The sequence below is a fragment of the Mesorhizobium sp. 01N446 genome, assembly GCF_056399285.1.
Map to the genome: position 1 here is coordinate 1,096,144 of NZ_JBFTRA010000001.1, position 14,700 is coordinate 1,110,843.

Here is a 14,700-nt window from a genome sequence, read left to right on the forward strand (position 1 = left end):
AAAGCCAAGTTAAAAAAATTCTTTTATTTGAGCGCCTTCTAACGTTGCGTAAGTTTATAATTGTGGGTTAGTATGTGCCAACAATGAGGGGGCGGCGATGTCGGAACCATTTCTTTCCGAAATCAGAATCATGTCTTTCGTCTTTGCACCGAAGGGCTGGGCGTTGTGTAACGGCCAGCTTCTGCCGATCAACCAAAACCAGGGGCTGTTCTCGCTTCTGGGCACCACCTTCGGCGGTGATGGTCGGGTGAATTTCGCGCTCCCCGACTATCGCGGGCGCGTGCCGATCCATGTCGGCAGTGGCCACACGCTGGGTGAACGCGGCGGCGAGCAGGCGCACACGCTTTTGATCGGGGAATTGCCGTTTCATAGCCATGTCGAGCAGGCCACGACCGCCAACGCCGACGTGCCGGCGCCCACCGGCAATTTGCTGGCAACCGTTGCCAACACCTATACGGCGCCTGCCAATCCTACGGCGATGGACCCTAGTACGCTGGCCCTTGTCGGCGGCAACCAGCCGCATATCAACATGCAGCCATTCCTGACCCTGAGCTTCTGCATTGCCCTGCAGGGCATTTTCCCGTCGCCGAACTGAGGAAAAGCAACCATGGCACAACCCTACGTTGGCGAAATTCGCATGTTTGCCGGCAATTTTGCGATAGCCGGCTGGATGTTCTGCGAAGGGCAGCTGCTGCCAATCTCGGAGAACGAGACCCTGTTCAACCTGATCGGCACCACCTATGGCGGCGACGGCCAGAGCACGTTCGCGCTGCCTGATCTGCGTGGTCGCCTTCCGGTTCATCAGAGCACTGATTTCATTCTTGCCGAGACCGGCGGCGTGGAAGAAGTCACGCTTACAGCCCAGCAGATCCCTTCGCACACGCATGCCTTCCTTGCTTCGCAGAACAATGCCGCGTCGAGCACCCCCACCGGCAACATGAGCGGGCAGGTCGGCGCGTCGCAGATCTATCGTGAGGCGCCGGCGGCTTCGCCGATGTCCCCGCAAACCGCCGGGCAAACTGGCGGCAGCCAGCCGCACACGAACTTCCAGCCCTATCTCTGCGTCAATTTCATCATTTCGCTGTTCGGGATCTTCCCGTCGCCGACCTAAGAGGACCGCCATGGCTGACCCGTTCGTCGCCGAAATCCGCATCTTTCCGTTCAATTTCGCACCTAAGGGCTGGGCCTGGTGCGATGGTCAGTTGTTGCCGCTGTCGCAGAACACCGCGCTGTTCTCGCTGCTGGGCACCACCTACGGCGGCGACGGCAAGTCCAACTTCGCCTTGCCCGATTTGCAAGGCAGCGCGCCGATGCATCCGGGGCAAGGACCAGGGCTTTCGCTGCACGATCTCGGCGAGACAGGTGGTTCGGAGACGGTGCAGTTGCTGATATCGGAGATGCCGCAGCACGGGCACACCTTGATGGCGAACATCAATCCCGCGAATCTGGCGGCGCCAGGTCCGGCGCGATCCTTCGCGCGTACGTCTCCCGGGACGTCCTATTCTGCGACGGCCACTTTGACGCCGCTCAGCGATCAGGCGGTGCGGCCGATCGGCGGCGACCAGCCGCACAACAATATGCAGCCCTATCTGACCTGCTATTTCTGCATTGCGCTGCAAGGCGTCTTCCCGCCGAGAACCTGAAGCCAGGGCGCGACTGACACGATGGCCAAGAAAGCAGCGTCACAAGCATCGACCTCCAAGGCAAAGAAGCCAGCGCCCAAGGCCGCCCCCAAAGCAAGGGAAGCCGGCCCGCGGCAGTCCGGACCCGCGCCTGTCTTCCAGAGCATGCCGGCGGGCGCATCGTTCTTCGAACTGTCGCGGCTGACGGTGGTGCGCATCGATTCCGCCGAGGGCCAGTTGATACAGAAAGCTCAGACGTCGCTGACCGACAACAACCTCAAGCAGATCGTCGTGGTGCGCGACCTGACGCCGCCAGTCTGACGCGCCGGCAGCATGGCTGACCCCGTCCTGGAACAGGTTTCTCCGGTCTGGTCCCGGTCGCGCGAGGCCGGGCTCGCCTTTCGTGCCTCGACCGATGCGGATCTGCCGTTCCTGTCGCGTCTCTATGCCTCGACGCGCCTGGAAGAACTCGCCGTGACGGACTGGAGCGAGGCGCAGAAGGCCGCTTTCCTCGACATGCAGTTCCAGGCGCAGCACGCGCACTACAGAAAACACTATCCCGAGGCCGACTGGCTGGTGGTGGAGCGGGCCGGGCAGGACATTGGCCGCCTCTATATCGAGCGCTGGCCGAGCCAGCACCGCATCATCGACATCGCTTTCCTGCCGGAGCATCGCCGCAAGGGATACGGCTCGGCGCTGCTGCGCGACCTGATCGACGAGACATGGTTTGCCGGCAAATCAGCATCGATCCATGTCGAGAAGAACAATCCGGCCAGGCTCCTCTATGTCGAGCTCGGCTTCACGGTGGTCGAGGACAAGGGTGTCTACGATCTGATGATGTCTTCGCCGCCTGGCGCGAGCACTCCATGATCGACGGGCGGCGCCGCCCCTCATCTGCCTGTCATCAACGGTTTCGCCAATCACAAGCGTTGCCGAGAATGCGCCGGCGTCGCAGCTAAATCCTCTCGCCCCGTTTACGGGGAGAGATGTCCGGCAGGACAGTGAGGGGCAGCGCCGACGGTAAAGATTGTCACATTCGGCCCAGTCACAATCCGGTAGGGCCTCCATGCATGTCGCCCAGAACCGTGTGCTAATTGAACACCGCCTCGTAAAGCCGCCCGGTCGCGTCGGCGGCGACCGGGACGATGAAGATGTCGTGCACCCCGCTTGTGCCGGTGAAGCGATAGGTCGCCTGCGGCAGCGGCGTTTCGCGCGGGCCCAGGAACATCAGCGAAAAGCCGCCGCCCGGACGCGGGCTGGCGGGAATAGGTTTGACCGCGCTCAGTTCCAACGAGACCCACTGGCCGCCGGCTTCCACGGTGAATTCCTGCCCCTGTTCGAAATCCGCTAGCGACGCCATGCCATCCGCCTCATTCCACTTGCCTTGCCGGCGCAATCTCGCCGCTTCGCGGCAGGCTGTCCATAGGCCGGCGGCAGCCCCGGGCTTTGGACGAGACAATTCGCCGGGGCAAAGCGCAAAAATACCGCAAGCGTCGTGCTTTTATGCGCGCCACGGACACTGTAGTACTTTGTTCCCGCGCCGGAGTCTTGGCCCAACCAAGATCAGCGCAACAAGAGCAGATGCCAGTCTTGGGGTCTGATGCGGAACAGCCGGCGCGATCAGCCGGCGGGAGAAAGGGACGGACCATGGCTGATATCGCGGCAAAGACGGAGGCGGCGCAGGCGGATGCCATGCCGCTGTTCTATTCCAGGCCCGAAGCGCTCAACCCGGCGCGGCACGCGTCACTTGGCCTGACCGCGCGCGGCGACTTTGCCTTCGCGCGAGCCGCGCATGCCATCCCGGTGGTAGCATCGGAAATGCCGGCGGCGATGCGCTCCTACCCGATCGTCTTCATCGGCCCGGCCAAATCACCTGTCATCATCACCGGCGTGCGCCAGGGCGAGAACCTGTTCGTCGATGCCGACGGAAGGTGGACCGCGCCGCATTACATCCCCGCCTATGTCCGCCGCTATCCCTTCATCCTTGCCGAGGATCCGACCACGGCAGGCCGGCTGACGCTGTGCGTGGACCGGGCCAGCGAACGGGTCATCGACCAGCTCATGGCGCCGTTGCGCGAAGACAAGATCGCGCCGTTCTTCAGCGGCACCGAGCCGACCGAGGCGACGAAGCAGGCGCTCGCTTTCTGCAACCAGTTCCAGATCGACTTCCGCGCCACGCGCGAAATGATCGACAAGATCGACGCGCATGGCCTGTTCGCGCCGCGCCAGAGCAAGGTGACGCTGGAAGGCGGCGAAGTGCTCAACCTCACCGACTTCCAGGTGATCGACGAGCCGGCCTTCAACAAATTGAGCGACGAGGCCTTCCTCGACCTGAGAAAATCCGGCGCGCTCGGCCTGCTCTACTGCCACCTCGCCTCGACCAACAGCTGGACATCGCTGGTGCACCAGGCATCGCTGCGCAAGGCGGGGTGAGGTCGAAATGAGGCCGATCGTCTCCAGGCCGGATGAGACTTAAATTATGGCTGTGACCTTACGAAGCTGGCCAAGAATCGACGCGAGTTTTTGCCCGTCATGTTTTAGGGCTGCCAGTCTGGCTTCGGCCTCAGAGTGCTCTAACACCAGTATGGTGCGGTCAGGCTGACGCGAGCGGATCGACAGCGATCGAATGATTAAAGTCCATTGGCCGTTATGCTCAACCGTCACCTTGAACATTCCGTGACATAGCAGGGTGCGGAAGGTCTCATGCTTTTCGCGATACTTTGAAAGTTCGGTAAGGGCGCGCTGACCCGCCTCACCAAATGGACCGTCGGGGCTGATCGCCGCTGCCAAGTCTTCGAACCTTTGCCCGATCAGATGTCGCAGGCGCACTGCAATCCCGCCCTGTGCCGTGGCGCTCAACGCAAGCAGTGTTTCGGTCGCCGCTGCTTCGACCATTGAAAAATGGTGCATACAAGCACCACGCCAGGAATTCACTTCGGAAAAAATTGCATCCCAGTTAATTGGTTGCAGTGATGGTGTTGTTTCGTCGGGGGTAACGGCCATCTATTCCTTATAGCGTCATCGCGTTAAGCATCAAATAAATAACGTTCACTGCTTTACCTTGGCTCTTTGATGACAAGACCGGCGCTTGCTCGGCTCTGCATGGAGGGCGCTGCACACCGGCTCGACGCTGCGATTTCAAACTGCGTCGAAGCCACGAACGGACTGCGCGGTAGCCCGTGCATTCAGGCAACCGCGATCTCAACCGCCCTAAAACGCGAAAAAGCCGCGGCTAACCGCGGCTTTTCGATGCTTGATTTCCCTGGAGGAAATTGGAGCGGGTGAAGCGATTCGAACGCTCGACCCCAACCTTGGCAAGGTTGTGCTCTACCCCTGAGCTACACCCGCTCACACGGCGTCTTGGCCGCAAGCCGGGCCTATATGGCTTAAGAGCGCGGCGATTGCAACAGGGAAATCGCAGGCTTTTTGCAACATGCCAAACGATGCTGGCAAACCGCCCGCAACGCGCGGATTTCGCCACGCCGTTGCGCGATGGCCTTGTGTCGGCCACCGCATTGGCCGTAAACGGCAAGGCGGGAAAACGACGAAGAAGACGATCGATGCCGAAGACCGAAGCCGAACTTTTTGCCTTTCTCGCCGAACTCGGCATCGCCGTTTCGACGAAACGCCATGCGCCGCTCTACACGGTGGCCGATTCGCAGGCGCTGCGCGGCGAAATCGCCGGCGGGCACACGAAGAACCTGTTCCTGAAGGACAAGAAGGACAATTTCTTCCTGGTCACTGTCGGCGAGGACGCGGTCGTCGACCTGAAGCAGATCCACCAGCTGATCGGCGCCGCCGGCCGTGTTTCCTTCGGCAAGCCGGAGATGCTGATGGAGCTTCTGGGCGTCTCGCCGGGCGCCGTCACCGTCTTCGGCGTCATCAACGACACGGCAAAGCGCGTGAAGCTGGTGCTCGACGAGGATTTGATGGCGCATGCCGTCATCAACGCGCATCCGCTGACCAATGAGGCGACGACATCGATCGCCGCTGCCGATCTCATCAGATTCGTCGAGGCAACCGGGCACGATGCTGCTATCTTGAAAGTCTCGGCTTGATCGCCACATGCATGGCGAAACCGACTTCCAACGACATGGCGCCGACCCCGCGGGCCGGCGGCGCGACCGAAAGGGTGACGAGATGAGCGACAACAAGCCGTTTGGCGGGTCATTCGGCAGCAGCGGCGGCCAGTATGCCACCACCGTTCAGTATGGCGCAGCGCCCCCCGCGCCGGCAAAGGTCTCGCTTGGCGATGCGCCGGCCGCGCCCCCGGCCGATGTCATAAAGGACACCACGACCGCGGCCTTCGCCGCCGACGTCATCCAGGAATCGCGCCGCCAGCCGGTGCTGGTGGATTTCTGGGCGCCGTGGTGCGGCCCCTGCAAGCAGCTGACGCCGCAGCTGGAAAAGGCGGTCCGGGCCGCCGGCGGCAAGGTCAAGCTGGTCAAGATGAACATCGACGATCATCCTTCGATCGCCGGCCAGCTCGGCATCCAGTCCATTCCGGCGGTCATCGCCTTCAAGGACGGCCAGCCGGTCGACGGCTTCATGGGCGCCATCCCGGAGAGCCAGATCAACGAATTCATCACCAAGGTCGGCGGCAAGGGCAATGGTGCTGCGGCCGTGGCCGAGGCGCTGGCAGCGGCAGCGGAAGCGCGCGACGCCGGCGACATGCAGACCGCCGCCGACATTTTCGACGCCATCCTGGCGCAGGCGCCGGAGACGATCGAGGCGATCGCCGGGCTGGGCGATCTGCTGTTCGAGGCCGGCGACACGCAAGGCGCCGAGGCCTTGCTGGCAACAGCACCCGAGGCCAAGAAGGACGCGCCAGTTCTTGCCGCCTTGCGCGCCAAGATGGCGCTGGCCGCGCAAGCGGCGGAGCTGGGCAATCCGGCCGAGTTCGAGCGCCGCCTGGCCGAAAACCCGAAAGACCATCAGGCGCGTTTCGACCTGGCCATGATCCAGAACGCCAGGGGCGAACGCACGGCGGCAGCCGACAATCTGCTGGCCATCATCAAGGCCGATCGCGGCTGGAACGAGGATGGCGCGAGGGCGCAGTTGCTGCAATTCTTCGAGGCCTGGGGCATGACCGACGAGGCGACGCTGGCCGCGCGGCGCAAATTGTCGGCGCTGCTGTTTTCCTGAGCCGGAGGCTGTTTCGTCGCACGGGCTTGTGGTCGGCGGCGGCCGCGCCAGATTAGGAAGCTGACTTCGGCCTAGCCGACGATCCCGGCGGCGGGCGCAAGAAGTCGATCGGAGGAATGTGGTGCAAGCGGGAAACGCGCATTACCGGCTGGCCAAGGATCTGCCGTCGACGATCCCGATCTTTCCGCTCGAGGGGGCGCTTTTGCTGCCGGGCGGCCGCATGCCGCTCAACATCTTCGAGCCGCGCTATCTGCAGATGGTGGATGAAGCGGTCGCCGGCTCGCGGCTGATCGGCGTGATCCAGCCGCGTCTCGACGGCGCGCTGCGCGAGGATGGCGAGCCGGAGCTTTGCAATGTCGGCTGTGCCGGCCGCATCATTGCCTTCTCCGAGACCGGCGACGGCCGTTACCTGATTTCGCTGCAGGGCGTGTTCCGCTTCCGCATCGCCCATGAACTGACGGTCAAGACGCCGTTTCGCCAGGCCAAGCCGGCGCCCTTCCTCGCCGATCTCGATGACGATCCGGCGGCCAACGAGATCGACCGGCCGGCGCTGCTCAAGGCGTTTCGCGCCTATCTTCAAGCCAATGATCTCGAGGCCGACTGGGAAAGCGTCAGCCGCGCCGAAAATGCCATGCTGGTCAACGCGCTGTCGATGATGGCGCCCTACGGGCCGGCCGAGAAACAGGCGCTGCTTGAAGCCGCCGACCTGAAGACGCGGGCCGAGACGCTGATCGCCATCACCGAAATGGCGCTGGCGCGCGAGAATGAGGATTTTGGTTCAAGTCTTCAATGAGAGGGCACGATGGCGGCGGATGGGCGTGACGGAAAGAAGATCGATGTCGATCCGAAGCTGCTGGAGCTTTTGGCCTGCCCGCTGACCAAGGGGCCGCTGGCCTGGGATCCGGAGCGTGGTGAGCTGATCTCGCGGGTCGCCAAGCTCGCCTATCCGGTGCGCGACGGCATCCCGATCATGCTGCCTTCCGAGGCGCGGACACTGTCGGCGGAGGATGTGCTGGCGCCGCCGAGGCTGGGTGGGCCTTAGGGTATGTCGATATTCAGGTGAGGCCGGCCTGCAAACGGGTGATACCTGCGCTTCCCCGTTCTACTGCGTCCCAGTAGAACTGTGCTCACGTACGAAAAGTACGCTCCGCTCCGGTTCTCGGCATTTTCGGCTCGGCCTGACCTGAATCTCGATATACCCCTGCCGCGCCGCCAAATGCTGACGGTCGCCAAGCGCGACAGCCCTACTGAAAATTGCGGCCCTTGGGCATGACGCTTTCCGCCTCTTCCGACAGTGTTGCGAGGTCGTGCCTTGCCGGCGCCTTCCCTATCTCGGGCCGGCTGGGGCGATCCGAGCCTGCCTCTCTGGCGTTCGCCATCGGCTGGGCCTCCGCCTGCCCGGCCCCGCTGACCTTCTCCAGAAGCACGGTCAGCCAGGGCGTCAGGTCCTCGATCTTTTCCGCGACGATATGGATGACACCGGATTCCGACTGCAATTTGCCGCTGACCTTGACGAAGCGCGCGCCCATGACGATGGGGCGGAAGCGGGTAAAGGTCCGCTCCCAGAAGATGACGTTGGCGACGGCCTTGTCGTCCTCCAGCGTCAGGAAGATCGCATTGCCCTTGCCGGGACGCTGGCGCACCAGCACCAGACCGGCGACGGAGACCCGCCTGCCGTCGCGCACCGATGGCAGGTTGGCATTGGGCGTGACGCCGGCACGGTCGAGCCGTTCGCGCAGGAAGGCGACCGGATGCGCCTTCAGCGACAGGCCGAGCGAGCGGTAGTCGTGGATGACATGCTCGCCGAGCGGCATTTTCGGCAGCTTCGTCTCCGGCTCCAGTTCGCGCAGGCGCAGCGCCGGCTGGTCGAACAGCGGCAGCTTTTCGGCGGCACTCCTGGCGCCCAGCGCCCGCACCTCCCACAGTGCGGCACGGCGGTCGAGGCCGATCGAGCGGAAGGCGTCGGCCTGGGCCAGGCGCTCGATCTCGCCGACATCGAGGCCTGAACGCAGCCAGACATCCCGGACGGTCGAGTAGCCTGAGCCGCGTCGCGCGACGAATTGCTCCATGCGTTCTTCGGACAGGCCCTTGATCTGCCGGAAGCCGAGCCGCACCGCATGGCTCGTCTCGATGACGCCGCGCATCTCAGCATGGCGCGGCAGGATGCGGGCCGGATCGAAAGGCGCTTTTTCCAGGGTGCAGTCCCAGACGGAGAAATTGACGTCGACGTCGCGGATGTCGACGCCATGATCGCGCGCGTCGCGCACCAGCTGGGCCGGCTGGTAGAACCCCATCGGCTGCGAATTCAGGATCGCGGCGCAGAACACGTCGGGATAGAAGGTCTTGAACCAGCAGGAGGCATAGACGAGCAAGGCGAAGGAGGCGGCGTGGCTCTCGGGAAAGCCATATTCGCCAAAACCCTCGATCTGCTTGAAGCAGCGCTCGGCGAAGTCCCTGGTGTAGCCCTTGCCGACCATGCCGTTGATCATACGGTCGCGGTAATTGCCGATGGTGCCGGTGCGCTTGAAGGTGGCCATGGCGCGGCGCAGTTCATCGGCCTCGCCCGGTTTGAAACCGCCGGCGACGATAGCGATATTCATAGCCTGTTCCTGAAACAGGGGCACACCAAGTGTCTTGCTCAGGATCGCTTCCAGCTCCGGCTTTTGATATTCGGGCTTTTCCTTGCCTTGCCGGCGGCGCAGATAAGGGTGGACCATGTCGCCCTGGATCGGGCCGGGCCGCACGATCGCCACCTCTATGACGAGGTCATAGAAATCCTTTGGTTTGAGCCTTGGCAGCATCGACATCTGGGCGCGAGACTCGATCTGGAAGACGCCGAGCGTGTCGGCGCGGCCGATCATGTCGTAGACGCGCCTGTCTTCCGGCGGCAAGGTGGCCAGCACATAGGGTTGGCCATAGTCATCCCGTGCCCTCGGATAATGGTCCGTAAGCAAGGTGAAGGCGCGCTGCAGGCAGGTCAGCATGCCGAGCGCCAGCACATCGACTTTCAGGATCTTCACCGCGTCGAGATCGTCCTTGTCCCATTCGACCATCTTGCGCTCGTCCATCGCCGTCTTGACGATGGGCACGATCTCGTCGAGCCGGTCCCTGGTGATGACGAAGCCGCCGACATGCTGGGAGAGATGGCGGGGAAAGCCCATGATCTCATTGGCGCGTTCCATCACATGCTGCGACACCGGGTCGGTGCGGTCGAGACCGCCGGCGCGGGCTTCCTTCTCGCCGAGTTCCGAGGTCGACCAGCCCCAGATCGAGCCGGACAGCGATGCCCGGACATCCTCCGACAGGCCCATGGCCTTCGATACTTCGCGCAGCGCCGAGCGGCCGCGATAGCTGATGACGGCGGCGGCGAGTGCGGTTCGCTTGGAGCTGTATTTCTCGTAGATGTACTGGATGACGGTTTCGCGCTTTTCGTGCTCGAAGTCGACGTCGATGTCTGGAGGTTCGTTCCTTTCCTCGGAAATGAAGCGCTCGAAAAGCGAATCGATTTTCTCGGGTCCCACTTCGGTGATGCCAATGCAGAAGCAAACCACCGAATTGGCAGCCGAACCACGACCCTGGCAGAGAATGTCCTGGCTGCGGGCGAATTTGACGATGTCGTAGACGGTCAGGAAGTAACGGGCATAGTTGAGGCGCTCGATCAGAACGAGCTCTTCCTCGATGCGCTTGATCACCGAAGCGGGCACGCCCGAGGGATAGCGCCGCGCCGCCCCCTCCCGCGCCAGCCTATCCAGCTCGGCCTGCGGCCCGAGACCCGATTCCGTCGGCTCGTCGGGATAATTGTACTGGAGGTCGCTGAGCGAGAAGGTCAGCTCTTCGGCGAACCGCAACGTCTCGGCCAGTGCCCGCGGATGCCTGCGGAACAGCCGGGCCATTTCCAGCGGCGGCTTCAGATGGCGTTCGGCATTGGCGGTCAGTTCCAGCCCGACCTCGGCGACGGGCGTGTTGAGGCGGATCGCGGTCAGCACGTCCTGCAGCGGGCGCCGTTCGGCGGTGTGGTAGAGGACATCGTTGGTCGCCATCAGCGGGATGCCGGTCATTTCGGACATTGCCGCCGCCTGCTCGATGCGGAAACGGTCATTGCCGGCATAGCAGGGTGAGACGCCAAGCCGCAGGGCCCTGCCGAAGCGGTCCTTGAGCTGGGCAAGCCCGGCAAGACCGTCTTCAGCGCCCGCCGCCAGGTCGGGCAGGACCGCCAGCGACATCAGATCCCCCCATTCGAACAGGTCGCCGCGCTGGACCAGCGTCGCGCCCTTTTCGGTCTCCTCGCGCAGATTGGCCTGGGTGAGCATGCGGCACAGATGCCCCCAGCCGGCTCGATCCCTGGGATAGGCGAGAATGTCAGGCGTGCCGTCGGCAAAAACCAGCCGGCAGCCGGGGTGATAGACAAGTTTCTCGACCTTGGCCTGCTGCCAGGCGCGCACGACGCCCGCCACCGTGTTGCGGTCGGCAAGACCGATCGCCGAAAAACCCATGAGCTTGGCCGCGACCACCAACTCCTCCGGCTTGGACGCACCGCGCAGGAAGGAGAAATTCGACTGGATGCCGAACTCGGCATAGGGGATGACGGTCAGCGCGTTCATGCGAAGACCCCATGCATGAACCAGCGCGGCGCGGCTTGCGAGCCGCCGTAAAGGCCTTGCCGGTAGAGCCAGTAGCGGCGGCCTTCGGCATCCTCGATGCGGAAATAGTCGCGCGTCGATGCGGCCGCGTCGCTCGGCGCCTCGCGCCACCATTCGGCGGCGATGCGTTCGGGACCCTCGGCACGGGTGACGCGGTAGAGCGCGCGCCGCCAGCGGAAATTAAGCGGCGGTCCCTCCGGCATTTCGGTGGCCGGCACCTCGATGGGCTCGGGGGCGCGAAACAGGCGGATCGGCCGTTCCGGCGGGAAGATGGTTTTGGGCGCCTGCACCCTGTCCGGTCTCTTCGGCGGCGTGGTCCGGCGCGGCGCTTCGCTGAAGGGGACGATGGCGACGGCGCGCTCCGGCAGATGGCTTTCGACCGCGACCGGCTGCAGCACCGCGCCCTCGCCGAGCCGGGCGCGGATGCGGTCGGCGAACAGCGCGATGTCGGCGCCGTCATCGGTCACCTCGCCGGTCAGATCGGCCTGCGCCATGTCGAAGGCGGCGGCCGCCAGCACCGAAAGCCGCACCAGGTCGAAGCCATAGCCGGCGTCGATGTCCTGCTCGAGTGCCGCCAGCCTTTCATGGAACAGCTTCTGGATCAGCCGGGGATCGCGCATCGGCCGCGAAGTGCCCAAGGCGATGCGGCTGACGGCGCCGTCGACGCGGAAGAGCAGCAGCGCCAGCGTCCGGGCGCCCTCGCCGCGGCGCTCGAGATCGCTCTTCAAGGTCGTCGCCAGCAGGCCGACCAGCCGCTCGATGTCCTCGGTGAGCGTAACGGGCTCGGCGAGATGCCGCTCGACCGAAAGCGGCGCGACGGGAAGGCGCGGCGAGACCGCCTCGTCGAGGCGGCCAAGCGCCTGGTCGAGGCGTAGCAGCAAGGTGGCGCCGAAGCGGCGGGCAAGCGGCGCGCGCGGGGCGGCCATGACGGCGCCCGCCGTGCGCAGGCCGACACTTTCCAGGCTGGCGCGGGTCTCCGGCGCGATGCGCAATGCCGCGAGCGGCAAAGGCGCCATCAGCGCTTCCTCCTCACCTGAAACAACGATGCGGTCGCCGCAAAAGCGGGCCGCCGCCCAGGCCGCCCCCGGCGTCGGGGCAAGGCCGGCGCGGACATCGAACCCCTGGTGCAAGAAGCGCCACAGGATATCGTCCAGCATGGCGCGTTCGCCGCCGAACAGATGTGTGCAGCCGGTGACGTCGAGGAACAGGCCGTCCGCCCCGTCCAGCGCCACCAGCGGGGTATAGCGGTCGCACCAGTCGGCAAGGCCTTCGAGCAGGCGCCGGTCGGCCTCCGGATCGGCCTCGACGATGTCGATCGAGGGATGCATGGCGCGCGCATCGGCAATGCCCATGTCGCGCTTCAGGTGCAGCGCCTCAGCCCGCTCGTCGAGGGCTGAGATGCGCTGGGCGTTGCCCTGGCGGTGGCTGATCACCAGTGGCGGGTGCGATGGCGCCGGGTGATCCGACGGCCGGGAACGCCAGGATCGCCCCAGACGCTGCCGCAGGATCCTTTCGGCCGCCAGATAGGGAAACCACAGGGACAGGATTCTCTGTCCGTTGGCCCCTTCTTTCGTCGAATACGCGTTCATCGGGGTTCCACTCCAGTGTGAATTGTCCAGGCAGGGCCGTGCGGCTCTTGCCGATGGTGATGGTGAAGGCCGGGCGGCCGATCGATCCGGCGAGCGGCCCGGCAACCGTGGCGCGCGGCACGGCCGGCGCCGAGGAGACGATGAGGCGGACGGGCGCCGCCGTCGGTTCGGGTTCGGCCGCCTGCCGCAGCAGGAATACCGGGCGGCCGGCACTTTGCGCCCTCGCATGCAGCCGGCGCGTCGCGGTCAGGTCCAGCCGCTGCGGGTTGCCGCGAATTTCCAGGATGACGGCGGCGAGCGCCGTCATCCGTGCCGCTTCCTCGGCGACCCACAATGCGTCGACGAGCTTTGGCGCCTCGGAAAACAGCAATTGCTCAGGCTCGATGCCGAACGAGGCTTGCAGTCCCCTTGCATAGGGAAAGCCCGCCTCGCGGAAGATTTCCGTGGTGCCGATCCATAGGATGGGCAGCCCTTGCGCCTGTTTGAGGATCAGGCTGGTGAGCGAGAGGGCGAAGCCGGCGACGGCTCCGGCATCTCGGGTTTCCAGGCCATGGATTTCGCTGAGCGCCGCTTTCGGCAGGCCGCCGCTCAAGGCGTCATCGAGCCGCTCGATGCCGATCGGCAGGAAGGCATCCGGCAGGGCCGCGGCAAGGCCGCGCCGGACGATCGTGAGATCGGCGCTGCCGGGTGTGGCATCGGCGCTGGCGTCGGCATCAAGCGGCGCGCCGGCCGGCGCCTGCAGGCGCTCTGGCAGCGTTCCCTCGATCTTCGCGATCTGGCGGCGCAGGGCAAAAACAGTCTCCCGCGCCACGGCTGATATCGCCATGACGGTCAGTGTCCACTCACAATTGTTCCTGTTATGTTCCTATAGATTCCAGAGGCAACCTGAAGAGTCAAGCAGAGTCACAAGGAATTTATTCCTGCAGGCCCTGTGCGGCATGGGCGTATGGGCCGCTTCATTTGCCTCGACCGGTGCGAAAGCCTATATGCCGGGTCAAAGGACAAAGCATGGCCCGCATCTACAAAACCCGCACCTGGCATGGCGAACTCGCGCCCTCGATGGAGGAGATGGAGTTCCTGGCGCTGGAGGCCTACGCCCATCTGCCGGAGGACTTTCGCAAGCTGACCGGCGAGATCGTCATCCAGATCGCCGAGTTCCCGACCGACGAGATCATGGACGACCTGTCGCTGGAGACGCCGTTCGACCTGCTCGGCCTGTTCGAGGGGCGCGGCATCGCCGAGCGCTGGAACCCGCAGACCGGCGAAGGCCCGAACCGCATCACGCTCTACCGCCGCGCCATGCTCGACTACTGGGCCGAGAACGAGGAGACGCTGGGCGACATAGTCACCCATGTGCTGATCCACGAGATCGGCCACCATTTCGGCCTGTCGGACGATGATATGGAGAAGATCGAAGAGGCGGCGGAATGACGAAGAGAGGAAGGCAGCTAGCCTCTACCAGTCGCTGAGCTTCGTATCCGGCCCGTATTCCTGGCCATCGACGTCCTTCACCACGGCCTGGCCACAGCGCATGGTTTTCGCCTTCTTGTCATAGGCATAGGTCGGCGAGCCGAACAGGTGCCAGCCCTTGTTCAGCGCCGCCGTCACCTTGTGGCAGAAGCTGGCGTCGTCGGGGGCGGTCAGAAAGCGGTAGAGTTTCATTGTCTCAAGTCCTGTCGTAAGTGCCATAGCCCGCGAGCATGG

The 14,700-nt window shown here is 64.2% G+C and carries 17 protein-coding genes and 1 tRNA gene; 11 read left to right on the forward strand and 7 right to left on the reverse strand.

The window, feature by feature from the left end; translation table 11 throughout:
* Positions 1–97: 97 nt before the first annotated feature.
* The 5 genes from AC1DPX_RS05095 to AC1DPX_RS05115 are packed head-to-tail and all read left to right on the forward strand — an operon-like array spanning position 98 to position 2,492.
* Positions 98–595 (forward strand): phage tail protein, encoded by a 498-nt coding sequence (locus tag AC1DPX_RS05095; protein WP_477235033.1) that lies wholly within the window; start codon positions 98–100, stop codon positions 593–595.
* A 12-nt stretch (positions 596–607) separates the two neighbouring features.
* Positions 608–1,111, forward strand: coding sequence for a phage tail protein (locus AC1DPX_RS05100; RefSeq protein ID WP_477235035.1), 504 nt, complete (start codon positions 608–610; stop codon positions 1,109–1,111).
* Positions 1,112–1,121: 10 nt separating this feature from the next.
* Positions 1,122–1,643: a phage tail protein gene (locus AC1DPX_RS05105; protein ID WP_477235037.1), complete on the forward strand. Its 522-nt coding sequence runs from the start codon at positions 1,122–1,124 to the stop codon at positions 1,641–1,643.
* Positions 1,644–1,664: 21 nt separating this feature from the next.
* Positions 1,665–1,943 (forward strand): hypothetical protein, encoded by a 279-nt coding sequence (locus AC1DPX_RS05110; RefSeq protein ID WP_477235039.1) that lies wholly within the window; start codon positions 1,665–1,667, stop codon positions 1,941–1,943.
* 12 nt (positions 1,944–1,955) lie between these two features.
* Positions 1,956–2,492, forward strand: a complete 537-nt coding sequence (locus tag AC1DPX_RS05115) for a GNAT family N-acetyltransferase (protein WP_477235041.1) — start codon at positions 1,956–1,958, stop codon at positions 2,490–2,492.
* Positions 2,493–2,712: 220 nt separating this feature from the next.
* Here the strand turns inward: AC1DPX_RS05115 and AC1DPX_RS05120 are convergent, their stop codons facing one another.
* Complete coding sequence (locus AC1DPX_RS05120; RefSeq protein WP_477235043.1) at positions 2,713–2,982, reverse strand: DUF6916 family protein; 270 nt, start codon at positions 2,980–2,982, stop codon at positions 2,713–2,715.
* Between the two features lie 287 nt (positions 2,983–3,269).
* Between AC1DPX_RS05120 and AC1DPX_RS05125 the strand changes: the two genes are divergently transcribed.
* The gene (locus AC1DPX_RS05125) at positions 3,270–4,055 is read left to right on the forward strand and encodes a SapC family protein (RefSeq protein WP_477235045.1); all 786 of its coding nucleotides are present in this window, start codon (positions 3,270–3,272) and stop codon (positions 4,053–4,055) included.
* Between the two features lie 39 nt (positions 4,056–4,094).
* On the opposite strand, the gene AC1DPX_RS05130 is transcribed toward AC1DPX_RS05125, so the two are convergent.
* Together AC1DPX_RS05130 and AC1DPX_RS05135 are read right to left on the reverse strand one after the other, a co-directional pair.
* Entirely contained in the window at positions 4,095–4,625 is a 531-nt protein-coding gene (locus tag AC1DPX_RS05130) for a hypothetical protein (RefSeq protein WP_202352176.1), read from the reverse strand.
* A gap of 270 nt (positions 4,626–4,895) precedes the next feature.
* Positions 4,896–4,970, reverse strand: a tRNA-Gly gene (locus AC1DPX_RS05135).
* A 212-nt stretch (positions 4,971–5,182) separates the two neighbouring features.
* Between AC1DPX_RS05135 and AC1DPX_RS05140 the strand changes: the two genes are divergently transcribed.
* The 4 genes from AC1DPX_RS05140 to AC1DPX_RS05155 all read left to right on the forward strand — a co-directional run bounded on the left by AC1DPX_RS05140 (position 5,183) and on the right by AC1DPX_RS05155 (position 7,809).
* On the forward strand, positions 5,183–5,680 hold the full coding sequence (locus AC1DPX_RS05140) for a prolyl-tRNA synthetase associated domain-containing protein (RefSeq protein WP_202357119.1): 498 nt from the start codon (positions 5,183–5,185) through the stop codon (positions 5,678–5,680).
* A gap of 82 nt (positions 5,681–5,762) precedes the next feature.
* A complete protein-coding gene (trxA, locus tag AC1DPX_RS05145; RefSeq protein ID WP_202357120.1) occupies positions 5,763–6,767 on the forward strand; it encodes a thioredoxin in 1,005 nt (334 codons plus the stop codon).
* Between the two features lie 121 nt (positions 6,768–6,888).
* Positions 6,889–7,560 (forward strand): LON peptidase substrate-binding domain-containing protein, encoded by a 672-nt coding sequence (locus AC1DPX_RS05150; RefSeq protein WP_027047556.1) that lies wholly within the window; start codon positions 6,889–6,891, stop codon positions 7,558–7,560.
* Positions 7,561–7,569: 9 nt separating this feature from the next.
* Positions 7,570–7,809: a Trm112 family protein gene (locus tag AC1DPX_RS05155; protein ID WP_202357121.1), complete on the forward strand. Its 240-nt coding sequence runs from the start codon at positions 7,570–7,572 to the stop codon at positions 7,807–7,809.
* A 202-nt stretch (positions 7,810–8,011) separates the two neighbouring features.
* Here the strand turns inward: AC1DPX_RS05155 and AC1DPX_RS05160 are convergent, their stop codons facing one another.
* From AC1DPX_RS05160 to AC1DPX_RS05170, 3 genes are read right to left on the reverse strand one after another with little or no spacing between them, the layout of a single operon-like run.
* Positions 8,012–11,368, reverse strand: coding sequence for an error-prone DNA polymerase (locus AC1DPX_RS05160; RefSeq protein WP_477235047.1), 3,357 nt, complete (start codon positions 11,366–11,368; stop codon positions 8,012–8,014).
* Positions 11,365–12,840: a DUF6504 family protein gene (locus tag AC1DPX_RS05165; RefSeq protein ID WP_244730669.1), complete on the reverse strand. Its 1,476-nt coding sequence runs from the start codon at positions 12,838–12,840 to the stop codon at positions 11,365–11,367. The genes AC1DPX_RS05160 and AC1DPX_RS05165 overlap by 4 nt, the downstream gene beginning before the upstream one ends.
* Positions 12,782–13,822 carry an ImuA family protein gene (locus AC1DPX_RS05170; RefSeq protein ID WP_477235049.1) on the reverse strand — a complete coding sequence of 347 codons (1,041 nt, stop codon included), beginning with the start codon at positions 13,820–13,822 and terminating at the stop codon, positions 12,782–12,784. Before AC1DPX_RS05170 ends, AC1DPX_RS05165 begins: the two co-directional genes overlap by 59 nt.
* A 182-nt stretch (positions 13,823–14,004) precedes the next feature.
* Between AC1DPX_RS05170 and AC1DPX_RS05175 the strand changes: the two genes are divergently transcribed.
* A complete protein-coding gene (locus AC1DPX_RS05175; protein WP_032932314.1) occupies positions 14,005–14,427 on the forward strand; it encodes a metallopeptidase family protein in 423 nt (140 codons plus the stop codon).
* Between the two features lie 24 nt (positions 14,428–14,451).
* Here the strand turns inward: AC1DPX_RS05175 and AC1DPX_RS05180 are convergent, their stop codons facing one another.
* Positions 14,452–14,658 (reverse strand): DUF1737 domain-containing protein, encoded by a 207-nt coding sequence (locus AC1DPX_RS05180; RefSeq protein WP_027145959.1) that lies wholly within the window; start codon positions 14,656–14,658, stop codon positions 14,452–14,454.
* Positions 14,659–14,700 lie beyond the last annotated feature (42 nt).

What these genes read in the sequence shown, in the direction of transcription:
- AC1DPX_RS05095 (WP_477235033.1), top strand. Translation starts at nt 98, where the DNA reads ATGTCGGAACCATTTCTTTCCGAAATCAGAATCATGTCTTTCGTCTTT.
- AC1DPX_RS05100 (WP_477235035.1), top strand. Translation starts at nt 608, where the DNA reads ATGGCACAACCCTACGTTGGCGAAATTCGCATGTTTGCCGGCAATTTT.
- AC1DPX_RS05105 (WP_477235037.1), top strand. Translation starts at nt 1,122, where the DNA reads ATGGCTGACCCGTTCGTCGCCGAAATCCGCATCTTTCCGTTCAATTTC.
- AC1DPX_RS05110 (WP_477235039.1), top strand. Translation starts at nt 1,665, where the DNA reads ATGGCCAAGAAAGCAGCGTCACAAGCATCGACCTCCAAGGCAAAGAAG.
- AC1DPX_RS05115 (WP_477235041.1), top strand. Translation starts at nt 1,956, where the DNA reads ATGGCTGACCCCGTCCTGGAACAGGTTTCTCCGGTCTGGTCCCGGTCG.
- AC1DPX_RS05120 (WP_477235043.1), bottom strand. Translation starts at nt 2,982, where the DNA reads ATGGCGTCGCTAGCGGATTTCGAACAGGGGCAGGAATTCACCGTGGAA.
- AC1DPX_RS05125 (WP_477235045.1), top strand. Translation starts at nt 3,270, where the DNA reads ATGGCTGATATCGCGGCAAAGACGGAGGCGGCGCAGGCGGATGCCATG.
- AC1DPX_RS05130 (WP_202352176.1), bottom strand. Translation starts at nt 4,625, where the DNA reads ATGGCCGTTACCCCCGACGAAACAACACCATCACTGCAACCAATTAAC.
- AC1DPX_RS05140 (WP_202357119.1), top strand. Translation starts at nt 5,183, where the DNA reads ATGCCGAAGACCGAAGCCGAACTTTTTGCCTTTCTCGCCGAACTCGGC.
- trxA (WP_202357120.1), top strand. Translation starts at nt 5,763, where the DNA reads ATGAGCGACAACAAGCCGTTTGGCGGGTCATTCGGCAGCAGCGGCGGC.
- AC1DPX_RS05155 (WP_202357121.1), top strand. Translation starts at nt 7,570, where the DNA reads ATGGCGGCGGATGGGCGTGACGGAAAGAAGATCGATGTCGATCCGAAG.
- AC1DPX_RS05160 (WP_477235047.1), bottom strand. Translation starts at nt 11,368, where the DNA reads ATGAACGCGCTGACCGTCATCCCCTATGCCGAGTTCGGCATCCAGTCG.
- AC1DPX_RS05170 (WP_477235049.1), bottom strand. Translation starts at nt 13,822, where the DNA reads ATGGCGATATCAGCCGTGGCGCGGGAGACTGTTTTTGCCCTGCGCCGC.
- AC1DPX_RS05175 (WP_032932314.1), top strand. Translation starts at nt 14,005, where the DNA reads ATGGCCCGCATCTACAAAACCCGCACCTGGCATGGCGAACTCGCGCCC.
- AC1DPX_RS05180 (WP_027145959.1), bottom strand. Translation starts at nt 14,658, where the DNA reads ATGAAACTCTACCGCTTTCTGACCGCCCCCGACGACGCCAGCTTCTGC.